Below are 25,799 nucleotides of genomic sequence, written 5' to 3' on the forward strand. Positions count from 1 at the left end.
TTCTTCAACGAAAAAACGCTTCATAGCTACTGTTGGCTATGGAGCGTTTTTGTTTTGACTTAAGAAGTGGGTTGGTTTTGATCACCTAGTTTGGCTAAGATAGTTTCCGCAACGGCTTTGGGGATGCCAGCTTGCTGGATCTCTTCCACGGAAGCTGCTTGGATGTTTTTTAACGACTTGAAGGTTTTCATCAGCTGTTGCTTGCGTTTTGGTCCTAAGCCAGGAATTTCATCCAGTTTGGAAGAAAAGCTGTTTTTACTGCGCAGTTGGCGATGGAAGGTGATCGCAAAACGATGGACCTCATCTTGGATCCGTTGCAGCAAAAAGAATTCCACAGAATTGCGTTCCAGCTGGATCGGATCTAAAAATTCCCCGAAAATCAACTCGCTGGTTTTGTGTTTGTTGTTCTTCACTAAACCCGCAACGGGAATATCTAAACCTAGCTGGTTATACAGCACTTCTTGGGCGGCACCGACTTGGGCTTTCCCACCATCGATGATGATCAGATCAGGAAAAGGCAGGTTTTCTTTTAGGACACGAGAGTATCGGCGGTAGATGACTTCTTGCATAGAGCCATAATCGTCGCCGCCTTGTGCGGTACGAATCTTATATTTCCGATAATCATCTTTAAACGGCTTCCCGTCGACAAAAACCACCATTGCAGACACTGGGTCGGTCCCCATGATGTGGGAGTTATCGAAGGCTTCGATCCGATAAGGTGTTGCGATCCCCATGGCTTCGCCTAGACGATCCACTGCACCGATCGTCCGTTCTTCAGTACGCTCGATCAACGCAAATTTTTGTGCCAAGGCAATGCGGGCATTTTTATTGGCCAAATCGACCAATTTCTTTTTGTCGCCTCGTTGGGGCTGCAGGACTTTGGTTTCCAGCAGCGCTTCTAATGGGGCAGCATCGACATTTTGCGGAACAAAGACTTCTTTGGGAATGAAGTGCTCATTCTTTTGGTAAAACTGGCCGACGAAGGTCAAGAAATCCTCATCCGCTTCATTGTAGAAAGGAAACAAAGAGACTTCTCGTTCGATCAGCTTTCCTTGACGGATAAAGAAGACTTGGGCACACATCCAGCCTTTGTCGACACTGTAGCCAAAGACATCACGGTCCATCAGATCTGTCAGAGTCATTTTTTGTCGCGTCATGACGGTATCGATTGCTTGGATCTGATCCCGCAGCTCAGCCGCTCGTTCAAACTCTAACGTTTCAATGGCTTCGCCCATCTTCTCTTTCAGGTCTTTTAAAATATCGACGTGACCGCCGTGGAAAAAGTGTTTGACTTGATCAACGATCTTCTGATAATCCTTGGGATCTACATTGTTGACATAAGGACAGACGCATTGACCCAAATGATAATAAAGACAAGGCCGCTTTTGAGAAGGACCGCATTTTCGCAATGGAAAGAGGCGATCCAGCACCCGTTTGGTTTCGTTGGCTGCTCGTGCATCAGGATAAGGGCCAAAATATAAAGCCCCGTCTTTTAAAACTTTACGAGTGATGATCAGACGCGGATAGCGCTCTTTGGTCACTTTAATAAAAGGATACGACTTGTCGTCCTTTAGCATGATATTGTATTTCGGTTTGTTTTTTTGAATCAAATTGATTTCCAGCAATAAGGCTTCCGTATTTGATTCGGTAACGACGTACTCAAAATCATTGATTTCTTGAACGAGCCGTTCGGTTTTCGTATCGTGACTGCCGGTAAAGTACGAACGGACACGATTTTTTAAAATTTTGGCTTTCCCAACATAGATGATTTTGTTATTTTTATCTTTCATTAAATAACAACCGGGTTGGTCAGGAAGCAGCGCTAATTTGTTCTTGATTTGTTCGTTCATTTCAAGATCCTTTCTTACTGGTTTGCTCACGAACTGCAAAAGTAGTCAAAGGGCGGTCTAAGATCCACCGAAAAGGGGAACATTAGAGCCCATAGCCAGTACTCTTCATTTTAGCACAAATTTCTTAAGAAACAATCAAACGGGCCAGATCGGCAGCGAGGAAGCGTAATCGTAAGAAAAGGTTAAGAAATCCCACGAGGCGGTGGTTTCCTCCCTTAAAAACAAGTGAATTTATTTGCTTTCTGCTTGCAAGGAATCCTCTTGCGACCACTCCTGAATGAAGGTCCGCAAACCCTCGATGGCTGGTTCTGTGACGGCTTTGCGCTGGATGAGGTAAAATTGCCGCTCAAAATTTTTATCCAGCAGTTGATAGCCAATGCCGTAGGCGGCTCGCTTGGAAAGGATCGAACAGCCGAAGCCTTGTTTCAGTAAAGCGACGATCAATTCATTGCTGGCGATCTCAATGATCGGTCCTTGAATATTTTGTTCCTCTAGATAGCGCTTAGTGTAATAGTAGACACCAGAACTCGCTTCTCGAACGAGCCAAGGACCGACTTGGGGATCACCAGCTAAGACGAGCTGATCTTTCAAAATCGGGAAACGCAAAATACTTGGTGCAGATAAGGGTTTTTCAATGATCCCTAAATCTAATTGATGTTGTTCAAGGGCTGTTAAGACTTCAGCGGAGTTCATCATCGATACCCGAAAACGCACCGTGGGAAAGGCGTTGTATAAAGCAATCATCAAGTCAGGCATCAAGGCCATCGCATAGGTATGAGAGATGCCTAGGGCACAGTGGCTTTGATGCTGCGTGTTGGTATGGATCTCGCTGGTGATCGTCGACCACTCATCCAATAAATTCAGTGCCTTTTCGTAAAGGTACTCTGCTTGGGGCGTGGCGATCACGTTTTTGCGACCATTGCGTAAAAAAAGCGGTGTATCCAGGTCTTGTTCCAACTGCTTGATCTGAGCAGAAACCGTGGGCTGCGAAATAAACAGCAATTCGGCAGCTTTCGAAAAATTTTTCGTTTCATAGACCATCTTGAAGGTCTCCAGTAATTTTAACATTGCAATCCCTTCCATTAGAAAATTCAATCATAACTATTATACCAATAAATCCTACTGATCGGTCAATCTGTGTATAATGGATGTTATATGAAAGGATGAAAGCAATGAAGCAACGACAAACAGCTTTGATACTTCCCGGTTTGTTCCTATCCTTTTCGGTAGCCGTCACCGCCCGAATCATGGCTTTGGCTGTACCAAAATTAGGGGGAGCAACCCTTGCTATTTTATTAGGAATCATTTTAGGAAATACACTGTTCAAGCAAGAACGCTATCAAGTCGGAACGAAGGTTGCGGAAAGTCGGCTCTTGGAATATTCGGTGGTTTTGCTGGGCTTTACCGTCACTTTCCAGACCATCAGTGAAATGGGCCTTCGGGGCTTTCTCTTTATATTGCTGATGATGAGTTTGGTCATTACCGCTGCTTATTTGATAGGGAAAAAAATGGCCTTTAATCAAAAGATGAGCCTGATGATGGCAGGCGGCAATGCTGTCTGCGGATCCTCTGCGATTGCGGCGATCGCACCAGCCATTGATGCCGATGATGAAGAAAAAGGGCAGATCATCACCTTGGTCAATCTTTTAGGAACAGTGATGATGCTGACGCTGCCGTTTTTAGCATTGGGCTTATACGGCGATGATCTGTTGCAAAAAAGCGCCTTACTTGGTGGCACGCTGCAATCCGTCGGACAAGTCGTGGCGGGGGCTAGTTTGATTGATGCCGACACCGTCAAATACGCGATGCTCTTTAAAATCGCGCGCATCATCATGTTGGCAGTCGTCGTCATTGTTTTTGAACGAATGACGACAAAGACCCCCACCAAAACCAAAGCCAAAGGCAAGCTGCGGCTGCCGATCCCTTGGTATGTGTTGGGCTTCTTGACCATCTGTATCTTGAACAGCTTCTTACCGCTGCCTAGCTGGTTGAATGAGGGCGCTCATTTTATCAGTACGTGGTTTGAAACGACGGCGTTGGCAGCCATCGGTTTGCGCTTGGATTTCCGCAAGTTTTTAAAAGAAGGCCCGCGCTTTTTATTCTATGGTCTTTCCGTTGGCGCCGTCCAAACCGTGGGTGCTGTTGCATTGATTTGGTTGCTGCGGCTCTAATTCACAAGAGGCACGACCCATAAAGCACGTTTGAAGCGCACGATTGTTTAACGAAAAAAGCCACGATGGTTGATCGAAGGGCACGCTTTGCTGTTTCTGTTGGAAGAGGCAGCAAGGCGTGGCTTTTCAGATCAACTGTCGGGCTTTTTTTAGCGGTAAAGAAGGTTAGACGGGTACTTGGATGACTTGAACACCTTGTTGCTCAATCAAATCGATGACTTTGGGATCAGAGTAATGATCGGTGATCAGCAGATCGATATCCGCAATTGCGCCAATCGTAAAATTGGATTGCTTACCGATTTTGCGATAATCCGCGATAACGATCAACTTGCCAGAATTTTCGATGATTTTCGCATTGACTTTGGCTTCGTGGATTACTGAAGTGGAAATGCCGGTCTGTAAATCTAACCCACTACAGCCAATGATCGTAACATCAGAACGAACGTGAGAAAATGACTCCACGGCGATGTCTCCTGACAATGCCGCTTTAGGGTAACGTATTTCGCCACCACTTAAAACAATCGTTGATTTTGGATGGTGTTCCATTTGGATCACACTCGTGTTGTTCGTCAGCAAACTGATTCGTTTGTCTGTGAGATGGCGCAACGTTTGAGCTGCACTGGTACTCGTATTGACGAAAAGGGTATCGCCATCTTTTACTTGGCGAGCCGCTTCTTTGGCCAGTCGATCTTTGATGTACTCGATCGAGTCGGTGGGATGTGCTTCATCTTCATAAGCTTCACAGTATTCGATTTTTCCGTGGGTTTGTTTGATCTGACCCATCTCACTGAGGACAGTACAGTCTCTGCGGATCGTCATCTCTGATACTCCCAACTGATGACTGAGGGTCCTCACATCAGAAAGACCAGATGCTTTTATCAAATCGATCAATTGTTTTCTTCTTTGCCTCACTTCTTCATTGGAACGTTTCACGATACTTCCTCCTCACATGCACTTTTTTCTATTATTGTCTTCTATCATTTGTCCAGCTTGCAATTATCCTGTGCAGCAAAATCACGTGTCTCTTTCTCACGAATTCGCGGGATAATCGCACAGCCGTCGTTTAGAAACTGCCATTTTTTTATCGTTTCTTCTTTCGAACTCATTTTAACATATCACAGAAACATTACCATATATATTAAATAATCACATTTATTTCTCGGTAAATTAACATAAAATAAGATAAATTAACATAAAATTTGATTGAAAGCGTTTTTCTATATGTTAGAATCAAGGTGTAAATAAGCAAGGGAGGAACAAAGATGGTACACGTAAATGATGTTTCGAAAGAGAGTTGGCTGTTAAATACGTTTCCAGAATGGGGAACCTATTTAAACGAGGAGATCGAAAGTGAACTTGTGAAAGAAGGCACAGTTTCCATGTGGTGGCTAGGCTGTACGGGTATTTGGTTAAAGAGTGCGGAAGGAACCAACATTTTATGCGACCTTTGGTGCGGCACTGGCAAACGCAGTCATGGGAATGGGCAAATGAAAAAAGGCCATCAAATGATGCGGATGAGTGGTGTACAGGAAATGCAGCCTAACTTACGGACGCAGCCCTTTGTGATCGATCCATTTGAAATCAAAGGAGTGGATGCGTTAGTGGTGACCCATATTCATTCCGATCATTTAGACATCAATACCGCAGCTGCAGTCCATCAAAATTGTCCAGAAGCAAAATTCGTCGGTCCCCATGAAGTCGTTGCAACTTGGTTGAAATGGGGAATACCAGAAGAAAAAACCATCGTGGTCAAACCAGGGGATGAAGTGACCATTGGGCAGGTGAAAATCGTCGCTTTAGAAGCATTCGATCGAACCGCTCTAATTACTTGTGAAGATCCGGATACCAGCTTGAAAGGAAAAATGCCACAGGACATGGATCGTATCGCAGTCAATTACTTGTTTGAGACTTCCGGTGGGGCGATTTATCACGCTGGAGATTCTCATTATTCGAATGTATTTGCTAAACATGGGAATCAGTACAAGATCGATGTTTGCTTAGGTGCATATGGCGAAAACCCGCGGGGCATCACCGACAAGGTTACTTCAGTCGATATGTTGCGGATGGCAGAATCCCTCAATGCCAAAGTAGTGATACCTGTACACTATGATATCTGGTCCAATTTTATGGCTGATCCAAAGGAGATCACTGAGATTTGGAAGTTTAAAAAAGATCGTTTGCACTATGAGTTTAAACCGTATATTTGGCAAGTTGGCGGCAAATTTACCTACCCAACGAATAAAGACGATCTTGAATTTAATTTCTATCGCGGCTTCAAAGATGTGTTTTCGGTCGATAATGATACGCCATTCCCTTCTTTTTTATAAAAGAAGGGGGGATGCTGCAAAAGCCAAATTTGAAAGGAGCAAAGGTAATGCTGCGTTATTTTTATGAAAATGAGTTGGTTGCGATCAATCATGAACAGCCCGAAGATTGGGAAGCCGCTATCTGGGCGAGTGGCGAAGGATTAAAGCAAAAGGCGTTGATCACGGATCAGTATATTGAAGATGTCATTCGGGATGTTCATCAATACGGTCCTTATATTGTGATCATTCCCAAAGTAGCCATGCCCCATTCTTCAGCAGAAAGCAAAGGTGTCTTAGGAACGGGGATCGGATTGACGATTTTTCCAGCCCCCGTTTCATTTCAAGATGATGACCCCGACAAAGAGGCGCAGTTGTTCTTTATGCTCGCTGCCAAAAACGCTGAAGCACATATGAACAATATCGCTAGTTTATCCGAAATGCTGATGGAAGAAGGGCTGGTGGAAGATTTACTAGGTGTAAAAACAATGGCAGATTTTGAAGCGGTGATGGAGAAATATGACCAAAAAGAAAGCAGGGATTAGATGGAAATGGTAGGAGATTTCTTATTGAGATGCTGGGATTACTTTGCTCAGAATATTTTGATGCAGCCAGCTTTTTTGATCGGTTTTATTGTACTGATTGGTTACTTACTATTGAAACGGCCGTTTGTTGAATGTGTTGCAGGTTTCTTCAAGGCCACCGTTGGTTACTTGATTTTGACGATTGGCTCTGGTGGATTGGTCAATAATTTCCGTCCGATCCTGGTGGGGCTTAAGGAGCGTTTTGAATTAGATGCGATGGTCACTGACCCGTATTTTGGTCAAAATGCGATCACCGCCGGCATTGAAGAACGATTTGGACGCACCTTTGGTGACACGATGCTCTTATTATTGATTGCCTTTGTTTTTAATATCTTACTCGTTCGCTTCAAAAAATATACGAAGCTGCGGGCCGTCTTCACTACTGGAAATGTGCAAGTACAGCAAGCCGCAACGGCCTTTTGGCTGCTGCTATTCTGTTTCCCAGACCTGGGTCGAATCGAAGTCTTACTTGTCATGGGCTTGATCTTAGGCTGCTATTGGGCGGTGGGGTCCAATTTGACCGTTGGCATCTGTCAAGATTTGACGGAAGGTGCTGGTTTTGCGATTGCCCATCAACAGATGTTTGGTGTTTACTTCTTTGCACGACTTGCGGAACGCTTCAAAAAGAACAAATCCAACCGCAAATTAGAAGATGTCGAACTACCCGGTTTTTTATCAGTCTTCAATGAAAATATGGTATCGACTTCGATTTTGATGCTCTTTTTCTTCGGTATCATTTTGGTAACGCTTGGACAAGATTATTTAATAACAGCAGGATTTATGGCAGAAGGACAAAGTTTCTTATTTTATATTTTACAAACATCACTAATGTTTGCCGTCTATTTAGCAATTCTTCAATTAGGTGTCCGCACCTTCGTTTCTGAATTGACCGAGTCATTCCAAGGAATCTCGAATACGATTTTACCAGGTGCTGTTCCAGGGATCGATATCGCCGCAACCTTTGCCTTTGGGTCGCCAAATGCCGTGACGGTGGGCTTTTTATTCGGTGCATTAGGACAATTCTTAATGATTGCTTTACTGATTTTGTTCCGTTCACCAACGATCGTCATTGCTGGGTTTATCCCACTGTTCTTTGATAACGCAGCGATCGCCGTTTTTGCCAACAACCGCGGAGGCATCAAAGCGGCTTGTCTCTTCCCATTCTTATCCGGCATTATTCAGATCGGTGGTTCGGCATTGATCGCTACTTGGGTAGGATTGTCTCAATATGGCGGCTATATTGGAATGTTCGACTGGGCGACCGTCTGGCCATTCTTTACAGTATTGATGAAATTCTTAGGCATCATTGGTGTGGTTCTTGTAGTGGTGATCTTATTAGTGATTCCACAGTTGCAGTACCGCAGAGATCCAGAAGGGTATTTCTTGATCGTAGATGATTATGATGCGTATGTAGAAAAACAAAAATAATGAATTCTTAGGAGGAAAAGAAGATGAGAGTATTGGTATCTTGTGCAAATGGATCAGGAACAAGTTTGATGATGATGCGGAGTGTCGAAAAAGCTTTGAAGTCAGAAGGGATCACGATCACCTCTATTCATCATTGCGCGATTTCTGAAGGCAAAAGCACCGCCAAGAATTACGATGTGGTCTTTACGCCAATGAACTTTGTCAATATGTTCGATAAAGCCAAAGAAAAGGGCGTAACAGTGATCGGGGTAAGAAATGTGATGTCCCCTAAAGAAATTATTGAGCGGGTCAGAGAAGCGGGTCTTTCGAAGGAGTAGTGCATCAGGACGTGACAAGAACAAAAAGATGATCGAACAAAAGAGAGGGGAATTTCATGAGTATACCAAAACTGCAGATCGCTTGCGATCACTCCGATTTAGCTGGTGCACTGGCTGATATCAAAAAAGTTGGCGATGTGGTGGATATCATTGAAGCAGGAACTATTTTACTGTTGCAAGAAGGAGCACAGGTCCTACGCTGCTTCCGAGCGATGTATCCGGAAAAGTTGATCGTAGCAGACACAAAATGTGCCGATGCCGGTGGGACGGTCGCCAAAAACTGCCAGCAAGCTGGCGCGGATTATATGACCGTGATTTGTGCAGCAACGATCCCAACAATGAAGGCAGCGGCAAAAGAAATTGCTGAGATCCAAGTAGAATTATATGGTGACTGGACCTACCAGCAAGCATAGCAGTGGCTAGATGCCGGCATCTCACAAGCTATCTATCATCAAAGTCGTGACGCACTGTTAGCTGGTGAAACATGGGGAGAAAAAGATTTAACGAAAGTCCGTAAATTGATCGATATGGGGTTTCGAGTGTCAGTCACGGGAGGATTGAGCGTCGAGACGTTGGCTCTGTTTGCTGGCATTGATGTGTATACCTTTATCACAGGACGAGGCATCACTGCAGCTGACGATCCGCAACAAGCAGCAGTTGATTTCAAGCAAGAGATTTTACGGATTTGGGGGTAGTTTTCCATGAGTTTGATCGGTCTATATGAAAAAGCAACACCCAAAACCCTCTCTTGGTCGGAACGATTGCAGTTTGTCAAAGACCGAGGCTTCGATTTCATTGAAATGTCCATTGATGAAACCGATGAACGCTTGGCACGCTTAGAGTGGGACCAAGAGCAACGCAAAGAGATCGTCGAGGCAATCTATGCCTCGGGGATCAAAATCTTGTCTTTATGTCTCAGTGGACATCGGCGGTTTCCCTTTGGTTCGATCGATGAAAAAAAGCGCAAGCACGCGATGCATCTGATGGAAAAAGCCATTGACCTGGCTTCAGATTTGGGTATTCGCTGCATCCAATTAGCCGGATACGATGTGTACTATGAGGAAAAAAGTCTTTGTAGCCGAGAATGGTTCATTGCCAATCTAAAAGAAGCGGTCGCTAGGGCGTCTGAAAAGGGTGTCGTTTTGTCACTAGAGATCATGGATGATCCGTTTCTAAATTCTATCTCAAAGTATTTACGGATCAAGGAGCAGATCCCTTCGCCCTATCTACAAGTCTATCCAGATGTCGGGAACCTATCGGCCTGGCCAGAAAATGATGTCGGTTATGAATTAGAAAAAGGCATTTGCGAGATAACCCAGATTCATTTGAAAGATACATTGGCGGTTTCAGATAAGTTTCGAGGAAAGTTTAAAGAAGTACCGTTTGGCACTGGGTGTGTTGATTTTGATGGCTGCTTACGCACGCTGAAGCGGTTGAATTATAACGGTTCTTTTGTCATCGAGATGTGGAGTGAGACGAGCGCTGACCCGATTGCGGAAATCGAACAAGCCAAAGCATTTTTATTACCAAAACTAAAGGAGGTCGGTTACCTTGATCAATCAGCTTCAATTGATGAAAGAGCGAGTCTATCAAGCCAATAAGAGACTGCCTGAGGAAGGACTAGTAAAGCTAACTTGGGGAAATGTCAGTGAGATCGATCGAGATTTAGGGATCATCGTCATTAAACCCAGCGGTGTTGATTATCAGACGATGACGGTTGATTCAATGGTAGTTTGCGACTTAGCGGGAACGCCGAAAGAGGCGAAGGCGTTGAAGCCTTCCTCGGATATCAAAACCCATGCGCTATTGTATAAGCACTTCGAAGGCGTCAAGGCGATCGTCCATACGCATTCGACAAATGCGGTAAAATGGGCGCAAGCACAGCGAGACATTCCTGCATATGGAACGACGCATGCGGATACTTTTTATGGTAGTGTCCCTTGCACACGACCTTTACGGGCCTCTGAGGTAACGGCAGACTATGAAAAAGAAACTGGCAAAGTCATTGTCGAGACGTTTGAAAAGCGGGGATTAGATCCACTTGCATGCCCAGCTGTCCTCACAGCGGGACACGGTCCCTTTACTTGGGGGCAATCTGCGGAACAAGCGGTCAGCAATAGTATTGTTTTAGAAGAGGTCGCAGAAATGGCATTAGGTACCGAAGCTTTGACCTTGGATCGAACACCGATCGCTGATTATTTGCTGGATAAACATTATTTCCGCAAGCATGGCGAACATGCTTATTATGGACAAGGATAACGGAAAAGCAGCCATTCCTAGCGATCAAGGAACGGCTGCTTTTCTATTCGTTTTCTTCAGCGAGTGTTTTCACATAAAAGCGATCCATCGTGGTATGCTGTGCTGCCAATAGTGGCTGACACAATGCGCGATAGCCGGCTTTTTGATAGACATGCAAGGCTGCTTCTAGAGAATGATGGGATTCTAAATAGAGTTGCCGATAACCTAGTTCAACAGCTTTGGCCTCGATCTTCGCCAGCAAGGGATAGCTGAGGCGCTGCCCTTTGGCAGCATCACTGAGATAAAATTTTTGCAGCTCGGCGATTTTCCCTTCTGAATCATAAGCGGCAAGACCACCGCCGCCTAAAAGGGTACCCGATTCATTAGTGACGACAAAATAATGGCGGCTAGCAGGATCTGCTGCATAAAATTCACTTAAGTGGTCTAACTCGGGATCAAAATAGGCAGTCCCTGGAACCGCCAACTGGTGGTCGGTCAAGCTTTTGCGAATGATAGCGGCTAAGGGCGCATCATCTTGAGATTGGATCGAACGAAATATCGGCTTCATGCAGCTCCTCCTTAAAGTGAAAGTAAATGAATAGCTATAGTGTACCACAGCATTGAGGTAGTGTTTAGTGATGATAAGAAAAGCCATCCTCGCAATGGCGCCCCTCTTTAATAAAAAAACCGCCCCTCGTTGCCGGGCTCCTAATGTGAAAAGGAGTATGGCGCAACGAGGGGCGGTTTTTGTACGTTAGTTATGGAAGCAGTAATTAGAGCGTTTCACCATTAGAGGCGATCACTTGCTGGTACCACGCAAAGGAATCTTTTTTCAAACGATTCAAGGTTCCTTTGCCAGTATTGTCTTTGTCGACATAGATCATGCCATAGCGTTTCTCCATTTCGCCGCTGCCGAAGCTGACGATATCAATGATCCCCCAAGGCGTATAACCTAATAGCGGTACACCATCTTCAACCACCGCTTTTTCCATCTGTTCGATATGCTCTTTCAGGTAAGTGATGCGGTAGTCATCATGGACTTGCTGCTCATCGGTTAATTGATCATAAGCACCAAAGCCATTTTCTACGATAAATAGCGGCAAGTCATAGCGTTGATAGATCGTATTTAACACATAGCGCAACCCGACTGGATCGATAGGCCAGCCCCAATCAGAAGCACTGATATAAGGATTACTCACGATTTTTGCTCCTGGGATATCCTCAGTTGGTGTGCCAGCCACTTCATTAAGGGTTGAGATCGTTCCTGACATGTAATAGCTGAACCCAATATAATCAACGGTTCCCGCTTTTAATAGCGCTTGTTCCTCGGGCGTGATCTCAATCGTGATGCCTTTTTTCGCCCAATATTTTTGCACATAGGTTGGGATCTTGCCTCGTACGTGGACGTCGCTGTAAAAATAGCGCCGTTCATTGGCTTTGACGGATGCCATCAAATCAGCGGGTGCGCAAGAGTAGGGGTAGACTGGGACATAGGCCATCATACAGCCAATTTGAAAATCTGGATTGATTTTTTTGCCTTCGATCACCGCTGCCGCACTGGCAATCAACTCATTGACGCCCGCTTGAAAGACGAGTGCTTCTTTTTGACTGTCATCCTCGATGATCATGGCAGAATTGGTCCAAACGTGCAGCGGCTCTTGCCCATCTGCTTGATTATTGATCTCATTGAAGGTCATCCAATACGTTACTTTGTCACGATACCGTTGAAAAACAGTCTTGGCGAATTTGACAAAGAGGGGAATCACTTCTTTGTTAGCAAACCCACCAAATTCTTCATAGAGGGCATAAGGCATTTCAAAGTGGGACAAAGTGATCACGGGTTCGATGCCGTTTGCCTGCAATTCGTCGAAAAGATCATCGTAGTATTGGAGACCGGCTTCATTTGGTTCTTCTTCTGTTCCAGTTGGATAGATCCGACTCCAAGAAATCGATGTCCGTAGACATTTCAAGCCCAGCTCTTTGAATAACTGGATATCTTCTTTGTAACGGTGATAAAAGTCAATGGCTTCATGGTTCGGGTAATACTCTCCTTCAATGACGCCTTTGGTGATTTTACGGGGAATACCGTTGCCGCCGGCCGTCATAACATCAGCGGTACTCATTCCACGGCCAGCAACATTCCAAGCGCCTTCTGCTTGATGGGCAGCGATCGCGCCGCCCCATAAAAAATCTTTTGGCATTTTTGCGGACATAAATTTCATTCCTCCTCGACTCATTCGTTTGCTTATAATTCTACTTTTTGGGAACGGTTAGAGGCGATCACGAATGGCAAATAGATCAAGACCGAAATCGCAAGACAAACGACACCGACAACCGCAGCGATCGCATTTCCTCCAGTTCCTAAAAAGAGATTAATGATTCCGGGGGTCGTCCATGGTACCCCAATCGCTGGGGTCGGCATGATCGGCCAGACAACAGTGACAAAATAACCCACTAAAATATTGACCATTGGCGTCAAAATAAACGGAATGATCAAGATTGGATTCAAGACGATCGGTAGACCGAAGATCATCGGCTCATTGATTTGGAAAATTCCTGGAACTAAGGACATCTTAGCAATCTCACGTTGTTCTGGACGTTTTGAAGCGATGAAGATCGCAATGATCAAGCCCAATGTCATACCAGTACCGCCCATATTTGCGAACATATCATTTAAAACGCCCCAAGTTTCTTTGTAAGGAACGTCCCACAAGGAGCCGCCTTGGTTGATAAAGTCTAGGTTAGCTAGGTCCTGTTCGGTAAAAATCGCTGAACGAACCGCATTCAAAGTATTTGGTCCATGGATCCCGATCGCAAACAACGTAGTTTGCAAGAACGCCAAGATCAAGACACCGACGACATTGCCCCCCAGATCCCGCAATGGACTTTGGATCCCGTTGTAAATCAGTTCATTGATGCCTTCTGGTGCGATCATCAAAACTAAGAAATTGATCAAAGCAGTGACTGCCACGATGATCACGATCGGAATCATGCCAGAAAAGGAACGGGAAACAGCTGGTGGTACCATTTCAGGCATTTTGATCTGCAATCGTTTGACCTTGAAAAGCTTCGGTAAGAATTCACCGACCAAACAAGCCACGATCATAGCTACGAACAACCCTTGGGCGCCTAAATATTGTGTAGAGATCACATTGACATCATCTACTGCAAACGAGGTCGGGTACAAGATCATAAAGGCAGCGACACTTGTCAAACCAACTAGCGTAGCATCTGCTTGGAAATGCTTGGCTAAAAGTTGGGCAACAAGAAACGCAATAAATAAACTCATAATGTTGATGGTCCCGTTCGCCACGGAAGCTAGGACTTGCTGGGCACTTTCCAGATTTGGGAAAAGTCGATTCAGTTGAAATAATTGCACGATGAAACTCTCATTGGAAAATAAAATATTGTTGACCAAAATAACGAGAGAAGAAGCGATGGTCAGTGGGAAAATCAGCATGAACGCATCTCGAATCGCTGCTACGTGGCGTTGATTGTTCAACTTTGTTGCGATTGGTACCAACGAGCGGTCTAACAGGTCATTGAATTTTTGCATAATAATAACACCTTTCATTAATTGATGCCATCATTATAGCGAATGTAAACGACTAAAAGTAAGCGGATACGGATTCCGTACATATCTCTCAAGAAATGAAAAAAATTCCGCAGCTGGAACACAGTGTTACAAAAAAAGATGGTTCAGTAAACTGAACCATCAAGAATGGGTACGATAATCTTGCAAATAGCCGATCAGTGTTTCTAAAATCGCTACTGAAGGCAGTTGACTAGTCAAATCAAGAAAGATGTCTTTGCGTTCCTCTTTGATCGCATACTCGATCGAATAATCGCACAAGCGTGCCAACGTACTTTCCCGATTGGGGGTAATGCAGTACTTCTGCACGATCGCCTGATTGTCTAAACCGGTAATGACTTCGATCAGTTCTTTGGTTTCACCAGAGACACTCAAAAAAACCAAAACATTCTTTTGATCTTTTCGCAAAAAGCTTTTGATCGGGTAGGTCAACTCATCAATGCTGATGCTAAAGTAACCGAGGCTGGCTAGTTTGCGGGCAACGTATTGCGCGATCGCACCAGATGCCCCCATCCCCATAAATAAGATCAAATCGGCATCCCGCATCGCTTCGGCGAGTTTTCGTATTTGGTATTCCGCATCAGGGTGGAAGATCTGCATATTCAAGCCTTTGATGCGCGCTTCTAAACCTAAGTGTTCAGGGTGCGCATCAAAATGGGCTTTTTCTAAATGATTTTTGATATAGAAGCGAAATTCTGGAAACGACTGAAAGCCGACTTTTTGAATAAAACGAAAGACCGAAGTCGAAGAGACATGAGCATCATCGGCAATGTCGCGCACACGCATATACGGGATCTTTTCTAAGTGATTGACGATAAAACGGTAGATTTCTTGTTCTACCGCAGAGAGCTTGTTCAAGTTTAATTGTTCAAAAAGCGCCATGCTGGTTCCTCGCTGTCCTAGATAATCAATTTACACCAGTATAGCATATCCGAACTTTTAACGGTGCAGCTGTTGGTGGATCTGATAGACTGCGCCGATCAAGCCGGCGTCGTTTTTCAGCTTCGCTGGACGAACAGGTGCGATGGTTTGTCCGCGCAAATAATTGATCGCTTCATGCCGTGTTTCCGTGATCGTCAAGCGAGCCTGCAGGCGTTCCCAGAAATAAGGATTGGCACTGATGCCGCCGCCGATCAATACCAATTCTGGGTCAAAGCAGCTGATCAAATTGATCAGCCCTACAGACAGATCCGTCAGAAATTGGTCCGTCAGCTTCAGCGCCAACGCTTCGCCTTGCTGCGCGCGGTCAAAAATCTCTTTGGCGTCTTGGGTGGGTTCAAAGCCAGGATCTGCTGCCCCCGCTAAATTGTAGAGGCGAATCAAGCCGCCCACGACGGCAGTTTTTTTATTGATGGAACTTTCCTCGATATTGCCTTCTTCTGGCAGCTGATCGATCACCATCCAGCCAAATTCACCAGCCATGCCATGAGCACCTCGGTAGACTTGATTATTGATCACGATCCCACCGCCTACACCTGTGCCTAGGACAAGACACAAATAGTTGGCAGCCTCTTGCGCATTGCCGATCCATTTTTCAGCGATCGCTGCTGCATTGGCATCATTTTCCACCGCCACAGGCAAACCTGTACGCGCTTCCAAGACTGCTTTGAAATTTTCGCCATATAACGATTTGATGGCGCCCGCAGTTAACATAAAGCCGTCTTTTTGAACGATCCCCGGGGCGCTGATCCCAATGCCATCAATCGTGTGGCGGCTCTGGGCATCTTCGATGATCGTGAGTAGATCCTGATAAAACTGGGCTGGCTCATAGCTAGTAGGGATCGCTGATTTTTCAAGGATCACTCCGCTTTCATCTAAAACACCATATTTAATACTTGTTCCGCCAACATCAAATCCTACGTACATTCTTCTTCCTCACCTTCTAAAACATTGTTGCCTTAAGTGTACCATCTGGCAGGAGGAATTTTTTTCTTTTTTCAGCTATTTTTTGCCTGCCGTTTCCGCTGCATCCAAATAAAACAAAATGTCACTTTTGCCTTCCTGATTGGTTCCTTTGTACACTTCCGTATCCAGACCTCCGATACGAAAGCCTGCTCGCAAGTAGAACAGACAGGCAGAAGGATTGTTGTCCTGCGCTTGTGTGTAGATGCCGCGATAGCCTTTGGCAAGGGCCGCTTTCAGTGCCTGGTGGATCAGTAGTTGACCGATTCCTTGCTTACGGTAGTCTGTGTTGACCTTTAAGTCATAGAGGTGCAGATACTTGAAAAAAGCGTCTTGAACAATCGCTAAGCCGATGCATTTTCCATCATCATAAGCACCGATAAACAGACTGTTTCGGCTCATTTCGTCATAGCAATAATTTTCATCGGGGAAACGCATCGTCTGAATGTCTTCGGATGCAAATTTACAGATCGTGTACTGCCAGCTGCCCTCATTATAAGACGGCAGCATTTTCCCCCATAAGGAGAAGGGTTCGTTTTTTAAGCGGATGTCAGCTTGATGTTTTTGATCGATCAGTTTGATTTCTAGCATGGGGCACCTCGATTTTCTATAGATTTCAATCATGAGTATTTAAAAGTAAGTTGTTGCAGTTTAGTTTACTACAAAGAATGAAAAATCACGATACTTATTAAACAGTCTGGTCTTCCTGTGAGAAGGGACGTTTTTGTAGGAGAACTTAGTTGTTTGTCTATACATTGAGGTTGGAAAAAGCAGAAATATTTCATTGATACCTTAGTCACAATGACCGACGGAAAAATACGCCTTAAGTTTGATTATATTTATCGCTTGTTTTTTTATACTGAAGGTAGATAGAAAAAACGGAGGACAATCACTTGAAGAAAGCAATTAGTATGATCCTGCTCGTGTTAACGATCGGGACCGTCACATTGGTTACATGGTCTTATTTTACGAAAGATGATTCCAGCGAACTGGTTCAGCTGGTGGATCGTTTCAATCCGTTCGTACCGGAGAAAAAAGTCTATGTCAAAACATCCGACGAGTATGGCGTGTTGCAAGAACACGATTCCTACGAATATACACAAGAAGGAGTCAATGAAGATGGGCAAAAGATAAAAATCACGTTTTGGGCACCACAAAAGCTAAAAGAAAATGCCTACCTAGAGCTTGATGCAAAGGGCAAACATGTGGAGTCGTATCAAGAGGTGACCGAGCAAGATCTCCCTGACGCCGTCAAAGCCGAGTTGGTTACGACTCATTGATCATCAAGCCTGCTTGAAAAAAAGGACAGGAAGTCATTTCCCGCAAGTTAGGAGATGGCTTTTTTCGTGCGTTCACTTAGATTAAAGCTCGCCAAGATTTGATTTAGGTGAAAAAGATTAGAGGATGATAGAATTTTCAGAAAAAATAGATAATTTTTTCAATTCTTCGTTGCAATAGCAGAAGCGTCTGGTATTCTCTATGAGGTAGTTAAAAAAAATCATTCATATAATTAAAAATAGCAACAGTGAGAGAATCACCTTGTATGGAGGATCAACGGTTTTCAAGGAGGAACCTATGACAGAAAAAAATCAATTAAAAAAGCAGATGAAAACCAGACATATCACTATGTTGGCACTAGGTGGCGCCATCGGTGCTGGCCTATTCAAAGGCAGCGGTGAAGCGATCCAGTTAGCGGGGCCTGCGGTCTTGCTGGCGTTTATTTTTTGCGGGCTGATCTTATTTGTCGTCATGACAGGACTGGGACAGTTGGTCTTATCTGACCAAAAACAACATGGCCTTTCGGGCTTAGTCCAGCCATATCTCGGAGTGCATACAGCCGATTTCATCGACTGGATCTACTGGTCAATGTGGATGATCAACATCATCGCCGAAGCAGTCGCTGCCGCAAGCTTTTTGCAGTTGTGGTTTCCCAATATTCCAGCTTGGATCTTTGTGTTGATTTTGGCACTACTCACGACCATCATCAATTTGTTTTCGGTTCGCTTGTTTGCGGAAACAGAATATTGGCTTTCCTGGGCCAAAATCAGTGTGGTGATCGCGTTGATCTTGGTGGGTCTCTATCTGGTTGCCACGCAAGTCTTTGATTTGGGCTTTTTCCCGACGATGAGACAAATGACAGACTATGGTGGTTTTGCCCCCCATGGCATCAAAGGGTTTATCAATTCTTTACTGGTCGTAATCTATTCGTACGGCGGTTCTGAGTTAGTAGCCATTACGATCAGTGAAGCGGAAAATCCCAAAAAAGCGATCCCGCAAGCAATCAAAGGAGTGATGACTCGGATTGCCGCTTTTTACATCATTCCCTTGTTTCTTTTACTGATCATTTATCCGTGGAATCAATTAGCCGATCCAAATGTCAGTCCTTTTGTGATGGTGTTTCAAAAAATCCATGTCCCGTTTGCCTCCGACATCGTCAATTTAGTGATTATTTTGGCTTTGTTTTCGTCAATCAATTCTGGAGTCTATGCTTCTTCAAGAACGTTGTTTTTCCGATTAAGCAACAATGGCCAGAAAAAAAGCCGCTTTACGATGCTGAATAAAAACAGCGTGCCCCAACGAGCGATCATGTTTTGCAGCGGTACTTTATATCTTGGGGTCGTTCTTTCTTACTTTTTAGGCGACAAACTCTTCAATTATCTAGCAGGCTCCCTGTCTTATACTGTATTGCTGATTTGGTTGTTGATCAGTGCGGCTGCGTTTGTTTTGGTACGCAAGCAGAAGAAAATGGGCTATACGATTTTCTTGAGTGGGGCGATCCTTGCACTGATTTTGCTGTTTGTCGGTATTTTGATCACTAACCCATTGGCGGTCACTGGCTTCACCGCACTATTGTATACGATCATTTTTCTTAGTTTTTATTGGAACCATCGAAAAATTGAGGAAACCAGTGAAAAAAGTTGAAGAAACGTCCCTTAAGACATAAACTGATGGGGAAGGAACCCCGCGTTCGGTTGTTTCTTCGTTTCTCAGGAATGTGACGATAAAATAAAGTGTAGGAGAAAACGAAAATGGTTAATTTTTGGACATTGATTTTCGGCACCCTCAGCTGGGTCGTGGTGGAAAGTCTGCTTTACAACCCGATGCATAAGTGGGGCAAGTTTTGGGCGAAAGAATCAGGAATGACAGAGAAGATGGCTGATCAGCAGATGACGACCGGTGACATGCTCTTTACCTTTGGCGGCACGATCGTTGGTGGGATCCTCTTATCAGAAGCGACCTATCAAGTCGTCTATTGGTTTGCAAAATTCGATCATGATGGTTGGCTGATGACCTCCTTGCAAGTCGCTTGCTTATTGTGGTTAGGGGTTTATGGGGTCGCCACCTTCGTGATGGCTGTTTACTCGGGACAGTCCCGCAAATTAGTCGGGTTGCACCTTGTGAATGGGTTTCTAGGAGTGATCGTTTTAGGACTTGTTGTCGGCTTGATTGGACAGTAGGCAACGATCATACCCCAGCGAGAGCGTTCAAAGGTCTCAACGAATCAATCCTAAAGAAAGCCGATCTTGTTTCAACAAGGTTGGTTTTTTTGTGCGTAAAATTAATCTTACTATAAAAAATAGCTATAAAAGCAAATAATTTATGCTATACTAAAAGCACTTTAATCTGTAGGAAACCTAAATCCGCGGATTGCGGAAAAATCATCAAAGAAACAAAATTAGGGGCAAAGAGGAGGAAAAAATGAAAACGAAAAGCATGTTAGGTAGAGGAATATTTGCTGTCGTTTGTTTAGGGACACTATTTTTCTTGACAAGCTGCAGCAGCTCAGGGGTTGACTCTGCAGCTGCGAATCAAGTATTGACCAATAGCAACAGTCATCAACAATATGCTTTGTATCTATTTGAAGATGGAAGAATCACTGTCAATAAAACGCTGACTTTTTTTACCAATCCGAATCAGGAACCTGCGGACTTGGTAGAAGAACAAGAGACGCAATTAGCGCAAATCAACGAAACACTACAAGCAGAGTTTCCCAAAAGCAAAGCACTGACTGCGGCAGACATCGGTCCTATGCACACCTTTGAAGTGACCAATGCCCAAGTGATCATTGATCAAGAGAAAAAGGAAGTGCGCATGACTGGCGATGATTTTGAGAAAGTATTCAAAATGGCGGACAACAATGACAAGCGTCTGATCGATGATGAACAAAACGAGTACGAGTTTTCGTATGAGGAAAACTAGCAAGTGACAAAAAAACGGCTGCCTCCGACGAGACAACCGCTTCAGACAGTAGACAAACCTTAGACAAAAATGAGGTTTGTCTTTTTTTCGTTGCAAAACTTAGTGGCTATTACGGAAAACATTTTGCGCAAGGAGTAAGTCCGCGACTTTGCGCTTCTGCTAAAGTTGCAGGCGTGTAGGTACCGTTGCCGCATTTTCTCGTATGGTATTTCGAACCTGTTGGTGTCACGAGGACCGACGTTTGGGCTTGGTTGCTAGCAGCGGCTGGCTGGCTTTGTTCTGGCACAGTTGCCGCTGCTTGTCGTTCTTCCTCCGCCTTGGCTTGGGCGGCTGCTTGTTCGTTGGCAATGATCGTTTGCGCCACTGTTTTCGTTCGAGCAGCTAATTCCTCATCGGGGGTCTTGAGACGAGCGACGGCATCCTCTGCCTGAGCGAGTCGGTCTTTTGTCGGTTCCGCCTCTGCTGCTTCCACCGCTTGGACAGCTTCTGTAACGAGGGCTTCTGCTTCTTTCTCAGAAATCTTGGTTTCTACAGTGGATAACCGACTTTCAAACGTTTCCTTATTCAAAACCGCTTGTGCGACCAATTCTTTTGCCTGATCGAAATCACTGCGTTCAAGAGAAGCTTCAGCAGTATCAAGGGCTTTGCCGATGGCAAGATGGTCTTCAACTACCGCGAGCCGAGTAGCGAGATCTTCGTAGGTTTTACTTAAAGCATGAATCAGCGTCACGGCTTCGTTGTAATTCTTTTGGTTTGGCTGGGTTTCGGCAAGAGCCAGTGCCGTCTCGGCTTTTACCAGTGCTTCTTGTTCTTGTTTTTCAGCTTGCAAACTCGCTAGAAATGCGTGAGAAGGTTTGACGGTGACGACCTCTTCTTTAGTGATTCCACCCATGGAGGTTTGGACAGTAAATTCCTGTTCCTCTTCATCTTCCAGTTGGACAGCATAAGAAAATGTTTCGTCCGCCAGCGAAACCTCCACCCCGTTGATCGTCAGTTGCGCTTCTGGGTTGGTTCGCCCAGTGATCGCCGCTTCGCCTTGCTCATTCGTAACCAGTTCTGCTTCATCTACGTGAAGCTCCGGTGTTGCTGCAGGAGTCAATAGTGCCCCGCCAATCAATAAGAGAAAACCACCCATAAAAATAACGATTTTGTTGCGAAGCGGCTTTTTCTTGATCAATCCAAGAATAAAAAAGATTCCGCTTACAACCATTGTCAAAAAACCTATAACAAAAATAAACATCCCCATAACTCTTTCCAATTCCTTTCTTGTGAATATTTTAATTATAACATTTTTACTAACGTATCCGCCATCAATAACCGACTAGTAAGGGTTGCTGAGCGTACGGAAGAAGCTCAACTAGCAAATCAGCAATTATTTTTTATCAATATTAAATAGATTTAAGGTATTTTTTATTATAAAATCATATGTAAAGAGTTGTTTTTCGTTTGCGGTTGTTTTTTTGGATAAACAGCTCTTGGTACAAATACACTTGTTTGCTTCATCACTGGAAAAAATGTTTCGAACAAACGGATGAGAGCGAGCAACTACCTGCAAACAAGCAGCTTTCCTTCGCTGCTTCCCCCAACTAACACCATAAAAAAGATATTCCCCCTCACTTGCAACCAAGCCACTTCATTGATAAGAAAATCAGTATGTGCAAAAGGAGAAGCAATGAAAATCACACAAATCCAATGTCCCAGCTGCTTGGGTCAGTTAACCGTTGACTGGGAGACAGGAAAAGCAGTCTGCCAGTATTGCTTAACGAAGTCAGTCCTACATTCGCCGCCAAAACAAACGCAAGAAGCTTCGAATGAACAAGCTCCCGTAGTTTTTCAAGAAGTCAAAGAAGGGTTTTATTCGTTTACCTTTAATGAAGACGAGGTAGCAAATGCCTTGAAAAAATGGCTGATCCAACAGGAATCAGTTCCTGAGGACATTGTCGTTCATCTTGAAGTCAGCGAGGTAAAACGATATTTTATTCCGATTTATGAATTTCAGGTGACCTATACGATGCAATGGGAGGGGGCCTTTGGCTACGATACCCATTCCATTGCTTGGGACGGCTCGCATACGACCACGTGGGAAAAGAAGCGCGGCGACCATCCAGATGAGACGGTCATACTCTATCAATGCGGCAGTTCGGAGGTGATCGAGCAAGAAATTCCTCAGAGCTTCGAGGTCAATGATGAAATGAAAAGAAAACCGTACTTTAGTACCGATCAAAAGGAATTTCAACAGCTAGTCTCAGCACATGCTATTCATGTTTTTCCCTTTGATATTGAGCAAGAGCAGGCGCTCTTTGGTTCTGAAAAACAAGCGGAACTGAGAGCCCAGGCGAATGCGGTGATCCAGAAGAAAGAATCTGCCGATCATCTAAAAGAGCTGCACCTAGATCTTTCCCTGATCAGCTGTGCAACAGAAAAGCTCTACTTTCCGCTGTATATGGGCACCTTCAAGTACCAAGAGCGATCCTTTGAATTTGCGATCGACGGCAAAGATCCTGACCGAATGAAGCTGCCGATTATCCCACAATGCCAAGAAACCTTACAAACGGTTGCGAATTTTTCAAAAGCTCGCAAGGTTTTTGGCTGGTCCTCCGTACTCTTTTTTACGTTAGGTGTGCTCCTGCTGTTCTTTGCACTATTCATTTCTGAATGGCTCCCTCTAGGAAGAGTGTTCAGAGTTGTCATAGGGGGGATTGTCATGAGTTCCCTGCCAACTGCCGTCTATTGGGTAGTATCGGGGATAGTGTTGCACTTTCTAAAAGAACAGTATCTCAAAACAGTCCAAAAATTTAGAGATGAGCTTAAAATAGAATTATTAGGTAAGAAAACGGCTGGGGCAGCTTTGTTAGCAAACTATGAGAAGCGTGGGAAGCACCTTGCAAGAATCAGGAAATTTTCTGAATGGCTTGATACACTCGCTTATGTGGTCGTGGTTGCTACCCTTATTTGGAATATTATTTGGAACATTCGTCGGTTTTTTTGATAAGCCATCTTGTTGAAAAAAATGATTCATAAAAAAGGAGAAAAAATGAAAATCACACAAATCCAATGCCCCAGTTGCTTAGGGCGTCTAGAAGTTGATTGGGACTCAGGAAAAGCAGTCTGTCAGTATTGCTTGAATGAGCTGTTGATCAAACCGGAACAAAAAAAACAGGAACAAACAAACCAAGCCGTCTCGCTGAAAGAGTTGCCACGCATTCAAGGGACCGTCAAAGAAGGATTTTATCCGTTTGCCTATGATGAAAAGGCATGTGAAGAGGCGTTGAAAAATAAACTAGCCTGGCAAGAGACCATCTCGGAAAGTATCTTTTTTGAGCTAGAGATGGTTCATCTAAAACGTGTATTCATCCCGATGTATTATTTTCAAATTGCTTATGATGCGCAAGTGAGAGGAAGCTATGTCCACGAGGAACAGCAGAGGGAGAGTGGGCGCATTACTGCCGACATTTCTTTACATAACAGCGGAAACACAACGGTTTTCAATGAATATTTCCCTACGGATACCCAAAAAGAAGCGGATTACAGTATCAATGGCAAGCTGCCGCTGCATCTTCAAAAAGGTGCCGCCTATTGCACGGATATGCAGCAGTTTTCGGCACTTAGCCAAGACGTTCAGGTGTTGCCCTTTGATATTTCCAGAGAAGCAGCACTTGCTGATACCCATCTATTGGAAGTCTTTGAAGCAAAAGCCAAAGACCATTTGGTGGGAGCAGAGGTTGCCAATGAGGTTCAACTGACTCTTTTTCCGAAACAATGTGATACGGAAAAACTGTATTTTCCTTATTACATTGGCGAATTCAAGTACGGAAACCAAACCTATTCTTTCGTGGCTGATGGCACCGATGCTGAACGTCTTTTTCCAACCCAGCTTCCTGAATGTGAACAGCTCGTGCAAGTGAAAAAAAGTTTTTCCAAAACCAGCAGTGTCCTATGGCAGTTCTGCTATACCTTTTTTTCATTCGGAATAATTTCAGGGACCCTTTTAAATGTTCTTTTTGGTGGCTTTTTAATGCCTGCTGTTGCCTTTAGTCTGCTCGCTTCAGCGGTCATCTTGCTGATTGCTTGTCTTGCGACGTGGTATTTCTTGCTCGTACCAGAGGTTAAGTTTTTCTCAGAGTACGGCAGATTCAAAGCAGAACTTTCTCAGGCGTTGAGTCAGTCGGATGGATCAACGGCTGCTGTGAAGAAAGCTTTTGAAGCCCGTAGGAAGAAACTCGTCCGAAAGACAGTATTTTACAGCGGTCTGGAAAACATGGCGTATGAATTTGCCTTGATCCTTTTTTTAGCAATCCTGACTTGGTATTTCGGTTTTTATGGCTTATCGCTTCTAGTGCTGCTGGCGTTTGTCAGCTGGAATACGATCCGTATCTTTACCACGGATAGCTCCGATACCTGTATCGAAACGAAAGGATGATTCAATGGATATTATTCCGATTCAATGCCCACACTGCTTAGGAGAACTAGAAGTCAATTGGGACGCTGGCACGGCGATTTGTCTGTATTGTCGTGGGAAAATGGTGATCAAACAATCTTTCGATCCTACCAAAAGCCCACATGCCAATTCTATGGCAGCAAAACAGCTTTCGTTGACGCACCTTGCTGTGTTGCTGAAGAAAATCAGTCAGTCAGCTGCTGCCAACCAAACGATGGATCCTCTTCCCATGGGAAACTCCTCAGCGGCAGGGGGTTCAAGTGATCACAAGCAGTCAAAGCAATCGGCAATGAATCAGACGTCTTTGATTCAGCGGGCGCCACGCGATCCAGTCAAGGAGCGACAAACTCGTTTGAATGCTTTTTTGCAAGAGCAAGATTTTTTGTTCTATTTTTCTGGAGAAAGACAAGTGCTGCCACGGCAATGGCAAAGACAAGTCCTTACCAGTTTTCAAGTGCCTGAAACGGAGACGCCTCTGGCACTGCTAACGGCACAGATGACTGGCAAGAAAGCGAATGCGGGGCTGCTTTTTGGTATCGAGCGAGTGTATTTGTGCACCTACGAAAAGAAAGAAAAACGAATAGCCAGTTTTTCGTGGAGTATTTGGAAAAACCTCGCCTTTGAGGTCCAACATAAAATCTTTGGCAGTTTTTTGGTGGTTCAACAGGAATATCGTGTTCCTCTTCAAGCATTGGGCTTTACGACCCAATCATTTTTGCAAGAATTACAGCAGTTGTTGCAAGGGTGGGAGGCTGGCTAGTGCTGAGTATCAATAA

At 44.5% G+C, this 25,799-nt stretch carries 24 protein-coding genes and 1 pseudogene; 15 read left to right on the plus strand and 10 right to left on the minus strand.

Translation table 11 applies throughout. From position 1 onward, the window contains the following. Positions 1–59 precede the first annotated feature (59 nt). Both uvrC and IGK14_RS00750 read right to left on the minus strand, forming a co-directional pair. Positions 60–1,850, minus strand: a complete 1,791-nt coding sequence (gene uvrC, locus IGK14_RS00745) for an excinuclease ABC subunit UvrC (RefSeq protein ID WP_010748557.1) — start codon at positions 1,848–1,850, stop codon at positions 60–62. Positions 1,851–2,081: 231 nt separating this feature from the next. Beyond that, a complete protein-coding gene (locus tag IGK14_RS00750) occupies positions 2,082–2,933 on the minus strand; it encodes a LysR family transcriptional regulator (RefSeq protein WP_081116142.1) in 852 nt (283 codons plus the stop codon). A gap of 65 nt (positions 2,934–2,998) precedes the next feature. Here IGK14_RS00750 and IGK14_RS00755 point away from each other — a divergent pair, with 65 nt between their 5' ends. Beyond that, on the plus strand, positions 2,999–4,021 hold the full coding sequence (locus IGK14_RS00755) for a YeiH family protein (protein ID WP_034695264.1): 1,023 nt from the start codon (positions 2,999–3,001) through the stop codon (positions 4,019–4,021). Positions 4,022–4,186: 165 nt separating this feature from the next. Here the strand turns inward: IGK14_RS00755 and IGK14_RS00760 are convergent, their stop codons facing one another. Next, positions 4,187–4,954 (minus strand): DeoR/GlpR family DNA-binding transcription regulator, encoded by a 768-nt coding sequence (locus IGK14_RS00760; protein ID WP_010748560.1) that lies wholly within the window; start codon positions 4,952–4,954, stop codon positions 4,187–4,189. A gap of 329 nt (positions 4,955–5,283) precedes the next feature. On the opposite strand from IGK14_RS00760, the gene ulaG reads away from it, so the two are divergent. The 7 genes and pseudogenes from ulaG to araD all read left to right on the plus strand — a co-directional run bounded on the left by ulaG (position 5,284) and on the right by araD (position 10,912). After that, positions 5,284–6,348, plus strand: a complete 1,065-nt coding sequence (gene ulaG, locus IGK14_RS00765; protein ID WP_010748561.1) for an L-ascorbate 6-phosphate lactonase — start codon at positions 5,284–5,286, stop codon at positions 6,346–6,348. Between the two features lie 47 nt (positions 6,349–6,395). After that, on the plus strand, positions 6,396–6,869 hold the full coding sequence (locus tag IGK14_RS00770; protein ID WP_010748562.1) for a PTS sugar transporter subunit IIA: 474 nt from the start codon (positions 6,396–6,398) through the stop codon (positions 6,867–6,869). After that, positions 6,870–8,336 (plus strand): PTS ascorbate transporter subunit IIC, encoded by a 1,467-nt coding sequence (locus tag IGK14_RS00775; RefSeq protein WP_010748563.1) that lies wholly within the window; start codon positions 6,870–6,872, stop codon positions 8,334–8,336. Between the two features lie 23 nt (positions 8,337–8,359). Next, positions 8,360–8,653, plus strand: a complete 294-nt coding sequence (locus IGK14_RS00780) for a PTS sugar transporter subunit IIB (protein WP_008376531.1) — start codon at positions 8,360–8,362, stop codon at positions 8,651–8,653. 56 nt (positions 8,654–8,709) lie between these two features. After that, a pseudogene (locus tag IGK14_RS00785) lies at positions 8,710–9,348 on the plus strand (3-keto-L-gulonate-6-phosphate decarboxylase UlaD). 6 nt (positions 9,349–9,354) lie between these two features. Continuing rightward, positions 9,355–10,254, plus strand: a complete 900-nt coding sequence (locus tag IGK14_RS00790; protein ID WP_010748565.1) for an L-ribulose-5-phosphate 3-epimerase — start codon at positions 9,355–9,357, stop codon at positions 10,252–10,254. Then, a complete protein-coding gene (gene araD, locus IGK14_RS00795; protein ID WP_016609058.1) occupies positions 10,226–10,912 on the plus strand; it encodes an L-ribulose-5-phosphate 4-epimerase AraD in 687 nt (228 codons plus the stop codon). Before IGK14_RS00790 ends, araD begins: the two co-directional genes overlap by 29 nt. A 43-nt stretch (positions 10,913–10,955) precedes the next feature. Here the strand turns inward: araD and IGK14_RS00800 are convergent, their stop codons facing one another. The 6 genes from IGK14_RS00800 to IGK14_RS00825 all read right to left on the minus strand — a co-directional run bounded on the left by IGK14_RS00800 (position 10,956) and on the right by IGK14_RS00825 (position 16,976). Next, complete coding sequence (locus tag IGK14_RS00800; RefSeq protein ID WP_010748567.1) at positions 10,956–11,459, minus strand: GNAT family N-acetyltransferase; 504 nt, start codon at positions 11,457–11,459, stop codon at positions 10,956–10,958. 205 nt (positions 11,460–11,664) lie between these two features. Further along, on the minus strand, positions 11,665–13,104 hold the full coding sequence (locus IGK14_RS00805; RefSeq protein WP_010748568.1) for a 6-phospho-beta-glucosidase: 1,440 nt from the start codon (positions 13,102–13,104) through the stop codon (positions 11,665–11,667). A gap of 32 nt (positions 13,105–13,136) precedes the next feature. Continuing rightward, positions 13,137–14,447, minus strand: a complete 1,311-nt coding sequence (locus tag IGK14_RS00810; protein WP_010748569.1) for a PTS sugar transporter subunit IIC — start codon at positions 14,445–14,447, stop codon at positions 13,137–13,139. A 159-nt stretch (positions 14,448–14,606) separates the two neighbouring features. After that, positions 14,607–15,365, minus strand: a complete 759-nt coding sequence (locus IGK14_RS00815; protein WP_010748570.1) for a MurR/RpiR family transcriptional regulator — start codon at positions 15,363–15,365, stop codon at positions 14,607–14,609. Between the two features lie 57 nt (positions 15,366–15,422). After that, complete coding sequence (locus IGK14_RS00820) at positions 15,423–16,349, minus strand: ROK family protein (RefSeq protein WP_010748571.1); 927 nt, start codon at positions 16,347–16,349, stop codon at positions 15,423–15,425. Positions 16,350–16,424: 75 nt separating this feature from the next. Further along, on the minus strand, positions 16,425–16,976 hold the full coding sequence (locus IGK14_RS00825; RefSeq protein ID WP_010748572.1) for a GNAT family N-acetyltransferase: 552 nt from the start codon (positions 16,974–16,976) through the stop codon (positions 16,425–16,427). 320 nt (positions 16,977–17,296) lie between these two features. Here IGK14_RS00825 and IGK14_RS00830 point away from each other — a divergent pair, with 320 nt between their 5' ends. The 4 genes from IGK14_RS00830 to IGK14_RS00845 all read left to right on the plus strand — a co-directional run bounded on the left by IGK14_RS00830 (position 17,297) and on the right by IGK14_RS00845 (position 20,585). Beyond that, positions 17,297–17,665 carry a YxeA family protein gene (locus IGK14_RS00830; protein WP_034695268.1) on the plus strand — a complete coding sequence of 123 codons (369 nt, stop codon included), beginning with the start codon at positions 17,297–17,299 and terminating at the stop codon, positions 17,663–17,665. 295 nt (positions 17,666–17,960) lie between these two features. Further along, entirely contained in the window at positions 17,961–19,307 is a 1,347-nt protein-coding gene (locus tag IGK14_RS00835; RefSeq protein ID WP_081116136.1) for an amino acid permease, read from the plus strand. Between the two features lie 107 nt (positions 19,308–19,414). Further along, positions 19,415–19,843, plus strand: coding sequence for a DUF1761 domain-containing protein (locus tag IGK14_RS00840; RefSeq protein ID WP_010748575.1), 429 nt, complete (start codon positions 19,415–19,417; stop codon positions 19,841–19,843). A gap of 241 nt (positions 19,844–20,084) precedes the next feature. Then, entirely contained in the window at positions 20,085–20,585 is a 501-nt protein-coding gene (locus tag IGK14_RS00845) for a hypothetical protein (protein ID WP_010748576.1), read from the plus strand. Positions 20,586–20,694: 109 nt separating this feature from the next. On the opposite strand, the gene IGK14_RS00850 is transcribed toward IGK14_RS00845, so the two are convergent. Continuing rightward, positions 20,695–21,831: a serine protease gene (locus IGK14_RS00850; protein ID WP_081116135.1), complete on the minus strand. Its 1,137-nt coding sequence runs from the start codon at positions 21,829–21,831 to the stop codon at positions 20,695–20,697. 426 nt (positions 21,832–22,257) lie between these two features. Between IGK14_RS00850 and IGK14_RS00855 the strand changes: the two genes are divergently transcribed. From IGK14_RS00855 to IGK14_RS00865, 3 genes are read left to right on the plus strand one after another with little or no spacing between them, the layout of a single operon-like run. After that, the gene (locus tag IGK14_RS00855; protein ID WP_010748578.1) at positions 22,258–23,574 is read left to right on the plus strand and encodes a hypothetical protein; all 1,317 of its coding nucleotides are present in this window, start codon (positions 22,258–22,260) and stop codon (positions 23,572–23,574) included. 45 nt (positions 23,575–23,619) lie between these two features. Continuing rightward, positions 23,620–25,005 (plus strand): hypothetical protein, encoded by a 1,386-nt coding sequence (locus IGK14_RS00860; RefSeq protein ID WP_010748579.1) that lies wholly within the window; start codon positions 23,620–23,622, stop codon positions 25,003–25,005. Positions 25,006–25,009: 4 nt separating this feature from the next. Further along, positions 25,010–25,783 carry a hypothetical protein gene (locus IGK14_RS00865; protein WP_010748580.1) on the plus strand — a complete coding sequence of 258 codons (774 nt, stop codon included), beginning with the start codon at positions 25,010–25,012 and terminating at the stop codon, positions 25,781–25,783. Positions 25,784–25,799 lie beyond the last annotated feature (16 nt).

Origin of the sequence: Enterococcus sp. DIV0970a (assembly GCF_051711265.1) — a bacterium.
In the GTDB taxonomy this organism is placed as follows: Bacteria; Bacillota; Bacilli; order Lactobacillales; family Enterococcaceae; genus Enterococcus_D; species Enterococcus_D casseliflavus.

What these genes read in the sequence shown, in the direction of transcription:
- uvrC (WP_010748557.1), bottom strand. Translation starts at nt 1,850, where the DNA reads ATGAACGAACAAATCAAGAACAAATTAGCGCTGCTTCCTGACCAACCC.
- IGK14_RS00750 (WP_081116142.1), bottom strand. Translation starts at nt 2,933, where the DNA reads ATGGAAGGGATTGCAATGTTAAAATTACTGGAGACCTTCAAGATGGTC.
- IGK14_RS00755 (WP_034695264.1), top strand. Translation starts at nt 2,999, where the DNA reads ATGTTATATGAAAGGATGAAAGCAATGAAGCAACGACAAACAGCTTTG.
- ulaG (WP_010748561.1), top strand. Translation starts at nt 5,284, where the DNA reads ATGGTACACGTAAATGATGTTTCGAAAGAGAGTTGGCTGTTAAATACG.
- IGK14_RS00770 (WP_010748562.1), top strand. Translation starts at nt 6,396, where the DNA reads ATGCTGCGTTATTTTTATGAAAATGAGTTGGTTGCGATCAATCATGAA.
- IGK14_RS00775 (WP_010748563.1), top strand. Translation starts at nt 6,870, where the DNA reads ATGGAAATGGTAGGAGATTTCTTATTGAGATGCTGGGATTACTTTGCT.
- IGK14_RS00780 (WP_008376531.1), top strand. Translation starts at nt 8,360, where the DNA reads ATGAGAGTATTGGTATCTTGTGCAAATGGATCAGGAACAAGTTTGATG.
- IGK14_RS00790 (WP_010748565.1), top strand. Translation starts at nt 9,355, where the DNA reads ATGAGTTTGATCGGTCTATATGAAAAAGCAACACCCAAAACCCTCTCT.
- araD (WP_016609058.1), top strand. Translation starts at nt 10,226, where the DNA reads ATGAAAGAGCGAGTCTATCAAGCCAATAAGAGACTGCCTGAGGAAGGA.
- IGK14_RS00800 (WP_010748567.1), bottom strand. Translation starts at nt 11,459, where the DNA reads ATGAAGCCGATATTTCGTTCGATCCAATCTCAAGATGATGCGCCCTTA.
- IGK14_RS00805 (WP_010748568.1), bottom strand. Translation starts at nt 13,104, where the DNA reads ATGTCCGCAAAAATGCCAAAAGATTTTTTATGGGGCGGCGCGATCGCT.
- IGK14_RS00810 (WP_010748569.1), bottom strand. Translation starts at nt 14,447, where the DNA reads ATGCAAAAATTCAATGACCTGTTAGACCGCTCGTTGGTACCAATCGCA.
- IGK14_RS00815 (WP_010748570.1), bottom strand. Translation starts at nt 15,365, where the DNA reads ATGGCGCTTTTTGAACAATTAAACTTGAACAAGCTCTCTGCGGTAGAA.
- IGK14_RS00820 (WP_010748571.1), bottom strand. Translation starts at nt 16,349, where the DNA reads ATGTACGTAGGATTTGATGTTGGCGGAACAAGTATTAAATATGGTGTT.
- IGK14_RS00825 (WP_010748572.1), bottom strand. Translation starts at nt 16,976, where the DNA reads ATGCTAGAAATCAAACTGATCGATCAAAAACATCAAGCTGACATCCGC.
- IGK14_RS00830 (WP_034695268.1), top strand. Translation starts at nt 17,297, where the DNA reads ATGATCCTGCTCGTGTTAACGATCGGGACCGTCACATTGGTTACATGG.
- IGK14_RS00835 (WP_081116136.1), top strand. Translation starts at nt 17,961, where the DNA reads ATGACAGAAAAAAATCAATTAAAAAAGCAGATGAAAACCAGACATATC.
- IGK14_RS00840 (WP_010748575.1), top strand. Translation starts at nt 19,415, where the DNA reads ATGGTTAATTTTTGGACATTGATTTTCGGCACCCTCAGCTGGGTCGTG.
- IGK14_RS00845 (WP_010748576.1), top strand. Translation starts at nt 20,085, where the DNA reads ATGAAAACGAAAAGCATGTTAGGTAGAGGAATATTTGCTGTCGTTTGT.
- IGK14_RS00850 (WP_081116135.1), bottom strand. Translation starts at nt 21,831, where the DNA reads ATGGGGATGTTTATTTTTGTTATAGGTTTTTTGACAATGGTTGTAAGC.
- IGK14_RS00855 (WP_010748578.1), top strand. Translation starts at nt 22,258, where the DNA reads ATGAAAATCACACAAATCCAATGTCCCAGCTGCTTGGGTCAGTTAACC.
- IGK14_RS00860 (WP_010748579.1), top strand. Translation starts at nt 23,620, where the DNA reads ATGAAAATCACACAAATCCAATGCCCCAGTTGCTTAGGGCGTCTAGAA.
- IGK14_RS00865 (WP_010748580.1), top strand. Translation starts at nt 25,010, where the DNA reads ATGGATATTATTCCGATTCAATGCCCACACTGCTTAGGAGAACTAGAA.